The 14,439-nt window shown below is 39.6% G+C and carries 15 protein-coding genes; 9 read left to right on the top strand and 6 right to left on the bottom strand.

The features are described 5' to 3' along the window. The first annotated feature begins 325 nt into the window (after positions 1–325). Together G3341_RS13515 and G3341_RS13510 are read left to right on the top strand one after the other, a co-directional pair. Positions 326–1,702, top strand: coding sequence for an alanine/glycine:cation symporter family protein (locus G3341_RS13515; protein WP_154623233.1), 1,377 nt, complete (start codon positions 326–328; stop codon positions 1,700–1,702). 181 nt (positions 1,703–1,883) lie between these two features. Then, positions 1,884–2,249, top strand: a complete 366-nt coding sequence (locus G3341_RS13510) for a hypothetical protein (RefSeq protein ID WP_154635619.1) — start codon at positions 1,884–1,886, stop codon at positions 2,247–2,249. A gap of 39 nt (positions 2,250–2,288) precedes the next feature. On the opposite strand, the gene G3341_RS13505 is transcribed toward G3341_RS13510, so the two are convergent. The 5 genes from G3341_RS13505 to G3341_RS13485 form a co-directional block, all read right to left on the bottom strand. Beyond that, a complete protein-coding gene (locus G3341_RS13505; RefSeq protein WP_375097499.1) occupies positions 2,289–3,239 on the bottom strand; it encodes a substrate-binding domain-containing protein in 951 nt (316 codons plus the stop codon). A 93-nt stretch (positions 3,240–3,332) separates the two neighbouring features. Continuing rightward, entirely contained in the window at positions 3,333–4,373 is a 1,041-nt protein-coding gene (locus tag G3341_RS13500) for an ABC transporter permease (RefSeq protein ID WP_154622946.1), read from the bottom strand. 44 nt (positions 4,374–4,417) lie between these two features. Beyond that, positions 4,418–5,920, bottom strand: coding sequence for a sugar ABC transporter ATP-binding protein (locus tag G3341_RS13495; RefSeq protein WP_154622947.1), 1,503 nt, complete (start codon positions 5,918–5,920; stop codon positions 4,418–4,420). Then, entirely contained in the window at positions 5,917–7,428 is a 1,512-nt protein-coding gene (xylB, locus tag G3341_RS13490) for a xylulokinase (protein ID WP_154622948.1), read from the bottom strand. The genes G3341_RS13495 and xylB overlap by 4 nt, the downstream gene beginning before the upstream one ends. 3 nt (positions 7,429–7,431) lie before the next feature. Then, a complete protein-coding gene (locus tag G3341_RS13485; protein ID WP_154622949.1) occupies positions 7,432–8,469 on the bottom strand; it encodes an NAD(P)-dependent alcohol dehydrogenase in 1,038 nt (345 codons plus the stop codon). Positions 8,470–8,681: 212 nt separating this feature from the next. On the opposite strand from G3341_RS13485, the gene G3341_RS13480 reads away from it, so the two are divergent. From G3341_RS13480 to G3341_RS13460, 5 genes are all read left to right on the top strand, one after another. Then, on the top strand, positions 8,682–9,233 hold the full coding sequence (locus tag G3341_RS13480) for a D-lyxose/D-mannose family sugar isomerase (protein WP_163862427.1): 552 nt from the start codon (positions 8,682–8,684) through the stop codon (positions 9,231–9,233). Positions 9,234–9,309: 76 nt separating this feature from the next. Then, positions 9,310–10,323, top strand: coding sequence for a LacI family DNA-binding transcriptional regulator (locus tag G3341_RS13475; RefSeq protein WP_195848154.1), 1,014 nt, complete (start codon positions 9,310–9,312; stop codon positions 10,321–10,323). Between the two features lie 160 nt (positions 10,324–10,483). Beyond that, positions 10,484–11,077 (top strand): YcxB family protein, encoded by a 594-nt coding sequence (locus G3341_RS13470; RefSeq protein ID WP_154622952.1) that lies wholly within the window; start codon positions 10,484–10,486, stop codon positions 11,075–11,077. Between the two features lie 98 nt (positions 11,078–11,175). Further along, complete coding sequence (gene aac(2')-Ia / locus G3341_RS13465) at positions 11,176–11,712, top strand: aminoglycoside N-acetyltransferase AAC(2')-Ia (RefSeq protein ID WP_163862424.1); 537 nt, start codon at positions 11,176–11,178, stop codon at positions 11,710–11,712. 241 nt (positions 11,713–11,953) lie between these two features. Then, a complete protein-coding gene (locus G3341_RS13460) occupies positions 11,954–12,217 on the top strand; it encodes a DUF2798 domain-containing protein (RefSeq protein ID WP_154622954.1) in 264 nt (87 codons plus the stop codon). A 45-nt stretch (positions 12,218–12,262) separates the two neighbouring features. Here the strand turns inward: G3341_RS13460 and G3341_RS13455 are convergent, their stop codons facing one another. Further along, a complete protein-coding gene (locus G3341_RS13455; protein ID WP_163862421.1) occupies positions 12,263–12,706 on the bottom strand; it encodes a PACE efflux transporter in 444 nt (147 codons plus the stop codon). A 98-nt stretch (positions 12,707–12,804) separates the two neighbouring features. On the opposite strand from G3341_RS13455, the gene G3341_RS13450 reads away from it, so the two are divergent. Together G3341_RS13450 and G3341_RS13445 are read left to right on the top strand one after the other, a co-directional pair. Continuing rightward, a complete protein-coding gene (locus G3341_RS13450; protein WP_154622956.1) occupies positions 12,805–13,710 on the top strand; it encodes a LysR family transcriptional regulator in 906 nt (301 codons plus the stop codon). A gap of 46 nt (positions 13,711–13,756) precedes the next feature. Beyond that, positions 13,757–14,065 carry a YnfA family protein gene (locus tag G3341_RS13445; RefSeq protein ID WP_163863619.1) on the top strand — a complete coding sequence of 103 codons (309 nt, stop codon included), beginning with the start codon at positions 13,757–13,759 and terminating at the stop codon, positions 14,063–14,065. Positions 14,066–14,439: the final 374 nt, after the last annotated feature.

Genomic DNA, 14,439 nt, shown 5'->3' with positions numbered 1-14,439 from the left:
ATTTAAATAATTTTCGTTTAAATAAATAAAATATCCAATATATTCTTCCATTTCTTGTCGTCATGTAGATTAAACGAATCACAATAATAATCTTGAATGAGTCTGATGGATTTATTCAGGATGATCTGCGTCCAAAAAATAACTCGTATGATTTAAATTCAAATAGTAACTAGTGACGTCACTCACATTCTTTCACTAATAATGTCATTTTGTGAAATTTTTTCTCGCACTAAATCTGTTTATCGTCTTTATTAAAAATTATAAGAAAATGTTATGGATTTGTAATGGACAAATAAAGAGCAATAAAAAATGGGGGAAGGGTAGGATGGAGCTGATAACAACTTGGCTAGGTGAGTTAAACAGTATTGTATGGGGGGTACCGATGTTGATAGGTATCCTCGGCGTTGGGATCTATATGCAGCTACGGTTAGCATTTTTGCCTATTCGTAAACTCGGGACAGGGTTTAAATTATTATTTCAAAAGAATGAATCCCGAGGGGAAGGGCAAATCTCACCATTTAATGCCTTAATGACTGCATTATCAGCGACCATTGGTACGGGGAATATTGCTGGTGTTGCGACTGCTGTTGTTATGGGAGGGCCTGGAGCACTATTTTGGATGTGGATGACGGCATTAGTCGGTATGGCAACGAAATATTCTGAAGCTGTACTTGCGGTCCGTTTCCGTGAAGTTGATAAATATGGGCAATATGTGGGCGGCCCAATGTATTACATCAAAAACGGTTTAGGGCCGAAATGGATTTGGTTAGGAACGCTCTTTGCGCTTTTTGGTGCATGTGCAAGTTTCGGTATTGGTAATACAGTGCAAGCAAACTCGGTAGCAGATGTATTAGAAAGTAATTTTGGTATACATAAATGGTTGACTGCTGGGGCGCTTGTCATACTGGTTGGTGCTGTTTTAATTGGTGGCTTACGTCGCATTTCTGATGTGGCAGGGAAATTAGTGCCCTTTATGACAGTCGCTTATTTTGGTGCTGGCTTGTTGGTGTTAGGGATTAATTTCAGCGAAATTCCCGCTGCATTCTCTTTAGTTGTGACTTCTGCATTTACACCAGTTGCAGCTCAAGGAGGATTCGCTGGTGCGGCAGTTTGGGCCGCTATTCGTTTTGGTGTCGCTCGAGGGGTATTTTCCAACGAAGCGGGTTTAGGTAGCGCACCTATCGCACATGCCGCAGCGAAAACGCAAAATCCTATTCGCCAAGGTTTGATTGCCATGTTAGGCACATTTATCGACACGATTATTGTTTGTTCGGTAACAGGTTTAACGATCATTATTACGGGGGGATGGCTGACAAGTGAAACAGGTGCAACACTCACCGCATCTTCTTTCCAATCAGCAATTCCTGGTGGGAACTATATTGTTGCAGTTGCTTTAGCCATATTTGCGTTTACGACGATTCTTGGGTGGAGCTTCTATGGTGAAAAATGTGTGCAATATCTATTTGGTTTGAGGGCAATTAAGGTATTTAGAATATTATGGTTAATTGCTTTACCTATAGGCGCGACACAATCACTTGATTTTGTATGGTTATTAGCTGATACCTTGAATGCCATGATGGCAATTCCAAACTTGATTGCATTGATCATGCTAAGCCCTGTGGTTTATCGGTTAACTCGAGACCATATTAAAGATGTCAATGCTGATAGCATTGATATGGCTAATAAGCTCTATGAAAAATAACTCATTTAATATTAAAGCCCCGTCAGTATGAGGGGCTTTATACATGTGTGATTGAAGAATACATTAGGTGCTCAATTAATCATCAAAATTTTTTGCAATTGAGGGAATGAAATGTTTTTATAGAAGCCATTCTCAGACCTTGGATGAAGATGGTTCAGATTATTTTTAATATGGAGTCACAATGATAAAAAGGGTTTTTGCGATAGCTATGTTGTGTGCGGCTTATATGCCAGCGCAAGCCATGAAAGAATATCAGTTACAGTGTCCTGAAAGAGATGTGATGACAATACTCCATACCAATTATTTGATTACGACATTGAAGTGGGGCTCTAGTTTTATTATTTCTCATCCAACCGTTCGTTATAGTGATAATAATATCAAATATAAAATCTATAATTTTTTAAATGGAGATTCGTTAGTTAAAACAGCAGGCGATAATAAGCATTACTATTTTGTTTATAAAAATGGTCACAAGGTAGAGTGTAATAAAATAAAGGAAACGGAATTAGAAATAACAAAATTACCAAGAGTGCATAATGTTGGGTAATTCATCGTCACCCAAGTGATGAGTGACGATGAGATGTGCTTATTGACGAGCGTCTAAGAGTTGTTGTGCGTTGTCTTTTGTGACAACAGTCCAAGGAATTTGATAACGTTTGTCTTTACCATCGTTCCACTGTAATTGATCTGCATACTGTTTCCAGATAGCAGACTTCGGTTGATAGCTATCACCTTTAACGGATTTCATGGCAATATCGATAGAGCCTTGCATTTGTGCGTTTGCATCTTGCAGGATAGATACCATTTCGCCATTTTGAACAGCAATGATGGCATCGGAAACCCCATCAACCCCGGCAATCGCAAAACTATTTACCTCAAGGCCCGCACCTTTGATTGCTTCGATTGCTCCCAGCGCCATTTCATCATTTTGCGCGATAACACCATTGATTTTGCCGCGATGTTTTTGTAACCAGTTTTCCATTAATGGCATCGCTTCTGCACGTGACCAGTTTGCAGTCTTGCGCTCTAATACTTTGATTTTACCTGGGCCACATTCTGCAATAGCTTTATCGTTACCTTCACCACGCTGGATTTCACCGCTACCCCCTTTAGGGCCTTCAATGATAACGACATTACCTTCACAGTTCATTTTCTCGAGGACATTTTTGGCTTCCATATAGCCACCTAAAACGTCATCTGAAACGACTTCCGCGGTCATTTTATCGGTATTAAGGCGTGCGTTAGTCACAATAACCGGGATTTTGGCATCATTTGCCATAGTGACGACATCAATGTTTGCTTCATAATCCATTGGATTGATGATAATCGCATCGGTCTTGGTCTGAATAGCCGTTTCTGCTTGGTTATTTTGTACCATCGGGTCATAACGGCCATCATAGACGGTAATTACTGCTTCACCGTCTTTAACCGCAGGGTGTTCTTTGGCCGCTTTTTCCATTAATTGCACGAATTCCGCTTTCATTCCATACATCAAAATAGCAATTTTGACGGGATCTTCTTTGGCGGCGATCGCCATATTACTGATAAATAATGCAGAGGTAAGAGCTGCAATTTTAGTCATTTTTTTCATTATAATACCTTTCACAGTTAGGGTTCAGTGTTGTTTTAATTAATCACGTCTTTGTTTACGTGAAGGGTCGAGCAGTACGGCAATGACGATTAAGGCGCCTTTAATAATTTGTTGGTAATAAGAAGGAACGCCCAATAAATCTAATCCATTGTTCATGACACCGATGATCAATACGCCAAAGAAAGTACCAACCAAGGTGCCTACACCACCAGACATACTGGTTCCACCGATAACAACAGCGGCGATGGCATCTAATTCATAAGCACCACCAGCACTGGTTTGTGCAGAACCCGTTCTTGCCGTTAAGATCAATCCGGCAATACCAGCTAACGCACCACACAGGGTGTAAACTAGGACTTTTACTTTGATGACACTGATACCTGATGTTCTTGCACTTTTAGGGTTTCCACCTACGGCATAAACATAGCGGCCGAATGTTGTTTTATTTAGCAGCACCCAAGCAAGTGCGAATATGACGATCAATAACACGACAGGTACAGGAATATCAAAGATGTAGCCGTTACCTAGCCACCTAAAGTCACTATTAAGTTGAGAAACAGGGTTACCGTCAGTGGTTAATAATGTTAAACCACGGGCTGCTGAGAGCATTCCCATCGTTACGATAAAGGGCTGGAGATTGAATTTAGCTAAAATAGTACCGTTAATCAGGCCACAGATAATACCGATGCCTAAGGCAATGATCATGGGCACCATCACGGCATTTGCAGTATCGCCAATCGATAAGCCAGCATTTGTTGTGGCAAAACGAGCAGCAACAATACCACTAAGAGCAAGAACAGAGCCGACTGATAAGTCAACACCAGCAGTAATAATAACGAAGGTCATCCCTATCGCTAAAATACCGTTAATGGATATTTGACGTAAGACAATCAGCATATTGTCTTGGCTAAGGAAATAGTTATTTGTCCATTCGCCGCGCGCCACTTGCACTTCACCAATAACAGCGACAATCAGGCAAAGAACAAAGAAAGCCATAATAATGCCGTACTTATGCATATTCTTCTTATTGCGAGCGAGAAAGGACATCCCCGGTGTTGGTGTAGAGTAAGTACTATTCATTGTTTTTCTCTTTATTATTTAAAATAAAAATCAATGTCACTGAATTAAACAGCAAGTTTCATTAATTCTGTCTGAGTTGCTTCAGCAGCAGAAAGTTCGCCAGCAAGCTCACCGTTACGGAAGACAATAATGCGATCGCTCATCCCGATAATTTCCGATAATTCGGAGGAGACCATGATGATCCCTTTACCTTTCAGAGCAAATTCCGACATATAACGATAGATCTCTTTTTTGGCGCCAACATCAATACCCCGAGTAGGTTCATCAAGTAACATCACTTCAGGGTCAAGCAGTGCCCAACGGCCTAGAACGACTTTTTGTTGATTACCGCCACTGAGATTTCCTGCCAGTTGATCGGCATCGGGGGTTTTAATGTTGAATAATTTGATCATGTCATCGGCGCGAGCTTGTTCTTTCTTCTCATTAATGAAACTGGCACGACTAATCTCTGAAAAAGAGGCGATGTTAATATTTTCATTAATTGAACGGCCTAACATTAAACCCGTTTCTTTTCTATCCTCAGTTACATAAGCAATACCAGCTTTGATCGCATCTTGAGGAGAGTGCTTGCCTAATTCAGTATTGTTAACTTTAATGGTTCCCGCAGAGGCGTGCTCAATACCGAAAATAAGATCGAGAAATTCACTTCGCCCTGAGCCGACAAGTCCATATATTCCCAGAATCTCCCCTTTTTTAAGGGTTAAACTGATATTTTTGATTTTATCGAGCCAACTTAACTGTTCGACAGTTAAGATCGTTTCATTGGTAGGCTGATTAAATTTGGCAAATTCATCTTTAAATTCACCACCAATAATATGTTCAATGAGCTGCTCACGTGTGATATCTGCAATTGCACCTTCTGTAATAAATGTGCCATCGCGGAAAATAGAAAAAGTGTCAGCAATTTGAAATATTTCAGAGAGACGGTGGGAAACATAAATAATCCCTTTCCCCATTTGCGCTAAACGAGTAATAACGTCAAAAATCTTTTGTGCATCTTCTTCACCAATAGCGGATGTCGGCTCATCCATAATGATGATATCAGCATCAGAGTGAGACAGTGCTTTGGCTATCTCGACCAGCTGTTGTTCAGCAACACTGAGATTACGCACTTTTTCTGTGGGTGAGAGATCAAAATGCAAGTCTGCCATTAAATCAGCCGTTAGCTGATTCATTTTTTTGAAATCGACAAAGCCGAGCTTTTTAGGTTCGCGACCTAACCAGATATTCTCAGCAATGGTGAGATCAGGAATTGAGCTAAGCTCTTGTTGAACAATTGCAATGCCTGCATTAAGTGCATCTTTTGGTTGATGAAAATGGCAATGTTTGCCTTTCACTATGATGTCACCCGAATCAGGCTGGATGAACCCCATTAGGATACTTAAAAAGGTCGATTTGCCAGCGCCATTTCCGCCGCATAAAGCATGAATAGACCCTTTTTTCAGGCTAAATTGTGCATTTTTTAATGCCACTACAGGCCCAAATGATTTTTTAACCCCAGTGATATGTAAAAGTTCATCCGCTTGAATGTCCACCGAGTTTGTCATATTGCCACCTCTGGATATTCAGCTTGGAGTAACGAAAGGTAATCTTGATATAAACCTTCATAGCAAGATACTTTTTGGTTGTCGGGTATGACGAGTGTGCTCTCATCAAGATGCACAAATTGCCGACAAATTTTTTCTAATAATGCTGTTTTATCATCATGTTCAGTTAAGGTATCGCACCAGATAGCTTGAATTGCCGCGCCCAACGCCGCCGCTTCACTGTTAGTGACGCAAATAACAGGAACATTCATAATATTTGCAACAATTTGACGCCATTTGGCACTTTTCGCGCCACCGCCAGTGAGACGAATTTCATGAGCATGTATTCCTTGTTTACGGAATAAATCAATACCAAAACGTAGGCCATAAGTTGCACTTTCAACAACGGCGAGGCTTAGGTTTTGAGCATTGAGATTGCTGCTATCAATATTATGAATACTGGCTTTAGCTTGCGGTAATTGTGGAACGCGCTCGCCATTAAAGAATGGCAACATTTTCAAACCATTAGCGCCAGGTTCGGTCTGTTCTAAGGCTTGATTAAAGCTCTTTAAATCAAGATTGAGGAATTTTTGTACTGCCGTGGTTGCTGAGGTCACATTCATTGTACAAATTAATGGTAACCAGCCATTTGTTGATGAACAAAAACCAGCAATCATCTCTGAATTTGCGACAACAGGCGTTTTCGAGTAGGTAAAGAGTGTGCCTGAAGTCCCCAAGCTCATTGTGATGATACCGGGTACAATATTGCCAGTGCCAATGGCTGCCATCATATTATCACCGCCACCAGTCGCCACTTTTGTTTGGCTCGATATGCCTAATCGACAAGCAATTTCCGGCAATACAGTACCAATACAGGTTTCAGCGGTAACCAACGGAGGAAGCGCTCGCTGTAAACGGCCTGAATCATCAATCAGATTGATGGTATGAGTATCCCATTCACGCGTGCGAATATTCAGTAGCCCAGTTCCTGATGCATCGCCAAATTCAGCAATACGAACACCCGTTAGCCAAAAATTAAGGTAATCATGTGGCAGCAACACCGTGTCTAACTGCTCCCAAAGTTCAGGATGATGTGTTTTTAGCCACAAAATTTTAGAAATGGTATAACCCGTTTGAGGCATTAACCCTAGTTGGGATAAAGCACCTTCTGTGCCACCTAATGCATCAACAATGTTTTGATTTTCTGCGGCCGTTTCAGTATCGCACCATAGTTTAACGGGGGCGATAACATGACCTTGACTATCGAGTGGCACAAAACCATGTTGTTGACCCGAAACGGCAACAGCAGCAATTTCTTTACCTTCAATTCCAGCGTTATTAATTGCTTGGTGAAATGCTATTTCCAGTGCATCTGTCCACCAAGAAGCATGCTGTTCACGGCGCCCAGATGCTTCGCTTATGAGAGGGTGAGGCGCGGAACCTTCACCCAATATTTGTGCGCTTTCGCTATCAACGATAACGACTTTAGTACTTTGCGTACCGCAATCGATCCCAGCATACAGTGTCATGTATTACTCCATTTCTAATACAATCTTAATATCGGTTGGGCGACCTTCGGCAGCGCGCTCATAAGCTTCAACACTGTCCTTAAACTTATAGGTTGCTGATAATAATGGTTTTACATTAAGTTTGCCGGCACTGAGTAAACGGATAGTACGTGGGTACATGTTTGCGTAACGGAAGATGGTTTTAAAGGTAATTTCTTTCGCTTGTGCAGACACGATATCTAAAGGTGCAGGATCGATTGGCATACCAACGAGCACAGCGGTTCCACCCGGCGCCATGTGTTCAGTGATGTTGGCAATAACGGCTTTGGCACCACTGCACTCAAACAGAACATTCACGCCATTACCTTCCGTCAATTCATTAACTTTATCTGCGATGGCTTGGGTATCTTTACTGTTAATTGGGTGTAGCCCCGGATATTGCTTAGCAACTTCCAATTTTTTATCAAATAAATCACAGATAATAACGTCTGAACAGCCGCCAGCGAGCGCAGACAACGCGGTGATGATGCCGATGGTACCTGCACCAATAACGAGAGCAATATCACCGGGCTTAATTTCTGCTTTTGTCGCAGCTTGCATACCGATAGCAAGAGGTTCAACCATTGCGCCTTCAGCAAAAGAAACATTCTCAGGAAGCTTGAAGGTAAAGGCGGCTGGATGAATAACGCTTTCACGCAGACAACCGTCAATCGGCGGAGTTGCCCAGAATCGAACCGCAGGATCTAGGTTATAGAGGCCCGCACGTGATTGCGTTGATTGTAAATTAGGAATGCCAGGCTCCATACAAACACGATCACCGACTTTTAAATGAGTGACATTTTTACCGACAGCGGTGATCACACCTGATGCTTCATGCCCTAGAATCATCGGTTTTTCAACGACAAATGGACCAATACGCCCATGTTGGTAGTAGTGAACATCACTACCGCAAATACCCACAGTATGAATTTTAATTTCGACGTCATCCTCACCGAGGACTTCAGGGCTTTGCCAATCCTGAATAGAAATTTTTCCTGCTTTTTCGAGTACTAATGCTTTCATGATTACCTCTGGCTCATTTCTATGGTATCGATATCATTTTAATGATGCGGATATTAGATCGAATTTTATTATTTTTATGTGATGTAGGTTGTAGTTTCATTAAATGAGTAGCATTTTTGTAAATGCAAGGGGGGAAATAGGCTAGTGGATCACATTTTTTGTAACCATGATGCCGCTATAATGTTATCGGTATCATTAAGGAGATTCATCTGATGAATAAAGCACAATATCAACAGCAAGTCGTTAATTTCCTAAAGAAAGCACAACTGCGTATCACTGAAGAAGAAAAAGCACGTATTGAGATTGCGAGTTTTGGATTACCTGATTATCCTCGTCCAGGCTTACAACTATTAACTTATTGTAATAACGAACGTTATTGTGCTAAAGAATTGGTTCTTTTTCCTGATCAAGTGTGCCCAGAACATCGGCACCCACCGTTCGGCTCTTCAATCGGTAAGCAAGAAACCTTTCGTTGTCGTTGGGGGGAGGTGTACTTGTTTGTTGATGATGACTCATTAACATTGAATGAAAATGAATCAGGTGAACCCATTTGTCATAAACCGGAAGGGGATGAGCAATGGTATCAATGTAACCGTTTTATTCTATTGAAGCCGGGGGAGCAGTACACCATCAAACCGAATACACTACACTGGTTTAAAGCGGGTAGCATGGGGGCGGTAGTGTCAGAGTTTTCCAGCGAAAGCCGTGATGAGTTCGATATTTTTACGGATCCTAGAGTACGTCGTTTAGAAGGTATTGAATAATATTGTGGGTTTTACATGACTGAAACGATTAAATGATACTATAATGGTACGAAATGATACTTAATTTAATAAGGAGATGAAATTGGCAGAGCATAAGTCACAGAAAGTGACGTTAGAAAACGTAGCGGCACTTGCTAATGTAAGTAAAATTACAGCATCTCGTGCTTTTTCTCAGCCAGATAAAGTTCATCCCGAGACGTTGAAAAGGATTTTAGAAGCGGCGGATAAAATCGGTTATGTTGTTAATGCGGTTGCTCGTAATCTACGTGCGAAATCATCAAAAACGATAGGCATCGTTACCCCTGATATGGGAAACCCCTTTTTCGGGGGGTTAGCGAAATTGATGACACAAGAAGCCTATCAAGTCGGTTATGACACATTAGTTTTTGACTCTTACGAATCGAAAGAAAATGAAGCGCGAATCATTGAAAAACTGATTGGTTACAATGTGGATGCGATTATTCTTTCGGTTGTTTCTTCTGACCGTTTTTATCAGCCCGCTTACTTTAAGCAACTTGAACTGCTTAATATTCCCGTTATCCTTGTTGATCGGGAAGTGGATATTAAACAATGTAGTGGTGTCTACATCGATAATTTAGATTGTGGGCTGCAAGCAGGGCGTTTTATCCAATCGCAGGATGCAAAAAGTGTTGTTATCGTATCAGGGCCTGAAGATTCAAATGTTGCCCGCGATAGGGTGACAGGGCTGAAAGCCGCTTTACAAGGTAGTGTTAATCATGTTGAGATTTTATATGCGGATTTTCTGATGGATGAAGCCTATAAGATTACAGATAGTTATCTTCAAAAAAATAAATCTCCCGATTTTTTTGTTGGTTGTAATAACCAAATTTCGTTAGGAATTATTAAGGCTTGTATTAAAAATCAAATATCATTGCGAGATGATGTTTCATTGTTCAGCATTGATGAAGTTTCTTATTCATCAATCTATGGTTTTAACTTCCCTTGTATTTCACACGATTTGCAAGAAATATCGTGGCAAGTGATTAATATGGCGGTGAGAAGAGCATCGGATGAAACGGCAAAACCTGCAAAGGTTATTGTTAGAGGGAAGCTTACGAATACATTTTAAACGCTATCTATTCGCGACGAGTGGGTATTATGCATTGTTATTCGATGACTTACCCACTGCGACAAGTATGGCATCTCTGTTTCATCGTGGCTATTAGAGTTAGCAATGTTATGATACTTTGAGCGTATCAGAGCCACTATCACTATTAAGTATCTGTAAGATGAAAGATCGCTACGAAGTCAAATTTTCACTTTCTATTTCTGAAATAAGAAAGATCCAAAAACAGATAAAAGAATATCAAAGAATTGAAATCGCTAAGCCTTATCAGTGGGTACTCTATTTAGCAAAGATCGGTTTATACAGCCTGAGTATTGGTGGCCTATTCATTATTTTTATCGTGTTATCTCTGCTAATGTTATCAACAGATATCGACCCTGAAATAGCACGGTTACAGAGAATGAGCTGGTTAGGCTTGGCTTTGGTTGTTGTTGCATTATTCGCATTTTTTCTATCTCAAAAGTTAGAAAATTATTTTATGAAAAAATATGAAAATAAAGAACAGAATGATGAAACCTATCTACGTCATATCAAAATAAATCGATATTTTATTGAGTTCATCCAAGATAACAGTAGTTATAAAGTGTTTTGGCCGCGAGTAAAAAAAGTCAAACGAGATAACGAACTGATATTTGTACAAACCAGTGACAACGATTTTATTATTTTTCCTATTCGTGCTGTTTCATCAATAGAAGAGTTTAATCAACTCTATCAGTTTATGAGTACACAAATAAAGCATCACATCACTCAGCCGTGAGGCGTTGAGTTCAACAGCACAGCACATTTTTTCCGTTATTTGATAAATGTTTTGAATATACTGACTACGATTTTTATCAATGCTTATATAGGATTTTTATGGCTATCGAATATCGCAATCTGCATACATCCCAATTATCACAAGATGAAAAAGAGAGGCTTTATCACTTGCTTGTGGAAGGCTTTGAAGGGGATTTTACGCATGATGATTTTGCACATACTCTCGGTGGAATGCATGTGGTTGCCTTTGACCAACAAAAAATGGTTGGCCATGTTGCGATAATTCAGCGTCATATGGCAATCAATGAAGCGCCTATTTCTGTTGGTTATGTTGAAGCTATGGTGGTTTTACATGAATATCGACGTCAAGGGATTGGGCGACAATTGATGTTACAAACGAATAAAATCATTGGTTCATGTTATCCGTTAGGTTTGTTATCGGCTTCGGAAGAAGGAGAGAAATTGTATCATTCGGTTGGCTGGAGAGTATGGAAAGGCAAACTATTCGAATTAAATCAAGGCCACTATATCCGCTCTATTGAAGAAGAAGGTGGGGTTATGGGCTGGAAAGCTGATGGTGAAATTGATTTGAGTGCTTCACTGTATTGTGATTTTCGCGGCGGTGATCAATGGTAATTAATCAGCAGAGTTGGGTTTGTAGAATAATTGCTCATTAGGTAAGAGCCAACCACATGTTATGGATAATTAAGATCGGAATTACTGTTGAGATATACTATTTGACAAGCAGAAAGATATACTTAAAATATGACTTTCTATTGGTCTAAAAGACTCGTAAGCGTTTACGTTAATCAACGCATATAACTTTGTTATGCAACAGTTATATGCTGTTGTATGCGTGTAATTTGGAGTCTATAGAATGTCATTAGAAAATAAAAATACAATTTTGGGGATCCCCAAACTTCCTACCAGAGCTTTGATTTTTCTTATTCCTTTTTTCTTATCATTAGTGATGAGCGGTATTGTTTCTTTTATTAGTATTGTAAAAGCCTTGGGCTTGAATAGTGAAATATTCGCACCTTGGTTAAGTTCTTGGTTGTTATCATGGATGATAGCTTTTCCGACAGTATTAATTGTTTTACCGCTAGCGAAAAAAGTGTCTTTATTTTTTGTTAAAAGCTAATGACTTTGCCATCTTTATGTAAGATGGCATATCATTAACGTCATATTACTGAATCATATTCTCTTCTTGTGGTAAGGCCGATTTAGGTAAGCCAAATATTTTGTCAAAAGCCCAATTAAAGAAGAAAGTATAAATAGGAATAAATATAATTAACGCAAAATCGAGTATTAAGGCTTGCAGCAAACTAACCGATAACCACCATGCAATAAGTGGAATTAAAAAGACCACTAAGGTTAGCTGAAATAAAATTGCATGGGCAAACCGTCGACGGAATGTCCTGATCCTCGATGTTTGTTTTGACTCCCAATATTCGAATGCGGTATTGAAAATAAAATTCCAGCTCACGGCAATCGTCGTGATAACAAGCGCTAATGGCCCTGTGGTTTCTGCCGAATTACCAGAAAGAAAGGCAAGTGCCAGTGATGAAATTAACCAGCCAATCACTTCATAGGCGGTAATAAAAACGACTTTTCGTTTGATACCTTGCATTTTTTTATCCTACATACTGTGTGTTTTAGTCTGGTAAATTAAATCAACATTGATGATAATAAAAGTCAGCTAATATCAATATAATTGAAAGGTTGGATATGCCATTTAATAGCGAAAATCTCACTATCTTTTTGACTGTACTGGAGAAAGGCTCATTTTCGGCTGCTGCAAGAGCGTTGCATCGAGTTCCCTCTGCGGTGAGTATGGCGATCGCTAATTTGGAAGCTGAGTTGGGTTTTTTGCTGTTTGAAAGGCATACTAGAGAACCTAAGCCTACTGAAAAGGCCCTTTCTCTAGAGCCTTATGCGCGTACCATTGTCGATAATCTGCGGCAGTTAAATGTTTTTTCGCGAGAGTTAACACAAGGGGTGGAAAGCATCTTAACTATCGGGATTGCAGAAGGCATTAACCCCAATTTATTATTTGATTCATTGAAAACATTGAGTCAGCGTTATCCTTTAATGCACGTCGAGTTAATGACGGCCCCCCAAGATGACATTCTGTCGTTATTACACCAGAACCGCCTACACCTTGCGATTGCCTTTGGTGGTATTTCTGTTAACGCTCAAGAACAATTCCAATGTATTGGTTATGAATTGTTGGTTGCAACCATTTCAGCGGCTCATCCATCGATTAAACAGGCATCTTCTTTATATATGGAAGATCTTGTTCAAACTCGGCAGATTGTCATAACCAGTTTTGAACATGAGTTGAGTGATATTCGTGCCGTTGTGGCAAGTAATTATTGGCGAACGGATAACTTTGCAATGGCATTAGGTTTAGTTGAAGCCGGAATGGGGTGGGGTAACTTACCAATTTCATTAATTAAAGATAAGTTAAAACACGGTACGCTTAAGCGATTAGAGTTTAAAAATACGCCAAATGGATTAGAGTTACCGATTCATATAGTTTGTTTAAAAGGGCAGGTATTAAAACGCGGTGCACAGGAATGTATCGAATTATTAAAGTCAAATAATCAAGTCATCAAAGTTCCTCGTGTTTGAGCCCTAGACCCTACGTTAGAGAATATTATTATGTCATTAAAAATTTATTGGTTTGTTTTTCTTAACTGCGTTAGCTGAAATTGCAGGTTGTTATTTCCCTTATTTGTGGATGAAAAAACAAGCTGGTGCATGGGTATTATTACCTGCGGCGCTGTGCCTTATGGTGTTTGTGTGGTTACTGACGCTCCACCCTGAGTCTAGCGGCAGAATTTATGCAACTTATGGCGGAATTTATATTGCTACAGCATTATTATGGTTACGTGTGGTGGATGGCGTCTCTCTGACGACAACCGATTGGATTGGTGCGCTGGTGGTATTTATTGGTGCTGGAATTATTATTAGCGGTTGGAAATAAAGTTAAATTAATTTGACATAAAAATGTAAATTTTAGTTATGGGAATAGAGTGCTTTTTTATTATTAATAAATTTTTTTAATATAGAAGGCGTGTCAGAGTAGAGATGATTTAGTGAATATTGATAAGGAAAACTTAATTTAAATTAAGTAAGCGTTTATTATTGAGGTAAGTGTTATACGCTAAAAATTGATCCTGACTTTGTTTTTATATTTAATGTGTTTTCTTGTTATTTGATCTGTATCATTATTTTAAAATATTACTCTATTAGTAGTATATTTAATTGAGGATTAACTACTCAGTTAATATTAATTTACCTTTTATTTTCACATTCATTGATTTTAGGCAATATATAATTATCATACGTTGATATTCT

It is taken from the genome of Providencia vermicola (assembly GCF_010748935.1).
Taxonomy (GTDB): domain Bacteria; phylum Pseudomonadota; class Gammaproteobacteria; order Enterobacterales; family Enterobacteriaceae; genus Providencia; species Providencia zhejiangensis.
Note: the sequence above shows the minus strand (reverse complement) of the source record. Positions and strands in the feature narration are given on the sequence as shown.

Bases quoted from the DNA above. Each gene is read 5' to 3' on its own strand.
- G3341_RS13515 (WP_154623233.1), top strand. From the start codon at position 326: ATGGAGCTGATAACAACTTGGCTAGGTGAGTTAAACAGTATTGTATGG.
- G3341_RS13510 (WP_154635619.1), top strand. From the start codon at position 1,884: ATGATAAAAAGGGTTTTTGCGATAGCTATGTTGTGTGCGGCTTATATG.
- G3341_RS13505 (WP_375097499.1), bottom strand. From the start codon at position 3,239: ATGGCGATCGCCGCCAAAGAAGATCCCGTCAAAATTGCTATTTTGATG.
- G3341_RS13500 (WP_154622946.1), bottom strand. From the start codon at position 4,373: ATGAATAGTACTTACTCTACACCAACACCGGGGATGTCCTTTCTCGCT.
- G3341_RS13495 (WP_154622947.1), bottom strand. From the start codon at position 5,920: ATGACAAACTCGGTGGACATTCAAGCGGATGAACTTTTACATATCACT.
- xylB (WP_154622948.1), bottom strand. From the start codon at position 7,428: ATGACACTGTATGCTGGGATCGATTGCGGTACGCAAAGTACTAAAGTC.
- G3341_RS13485 (WP_154622949.1), bottom strand. From the start codon at position 8,469: ATGAAAGCATTAGTACTCGAAAAAGCAGGAAAAATTTCTATTCAGGAT.
- G3341_RS13480 (WP_163862427.1), top strand. From the start codon at position 8,682: ATGAATAAAGCACAATATCAACAGCAAGTCGTTAATTTCCTAAAGAAA.
- G3341_RS13475 (WP_195848154.1), top strand. From the start codon at position 9,310: ATGAAATTGGCAGAGCATAAGTCACAGAAAGTGACGTTAGAAAACGTA.
- G3341_RS13470 (WP_154622952.1), top strand. From the start codon at position 10,484: ATGAAAGATCGCTACGAAGTCAAATTTTCACTTTCTATTTCTGAAATA.
- G3341_RS13460 (WP_154622954.1), top strand. From the start codon at position 11,954: ATGTCATTAGAAAATAAAAATACAATTTTGGGGATCCCCAAACTTCCT.
- G3341_RS13455 (WP_163862421.1), bottom strand. From the start codon at position 12,706: ATGCAAGGTATCAAACGAAAAGTCGTTTTTATTACCGCCTATGAAGTG.
- G3341_RS13450 (WP_154622956.1), top strand. From the start codon at position 12,805: ATGCCATTTAATAGCGAAAATCTCACTATCTTTTTGACTGTACTGGAG.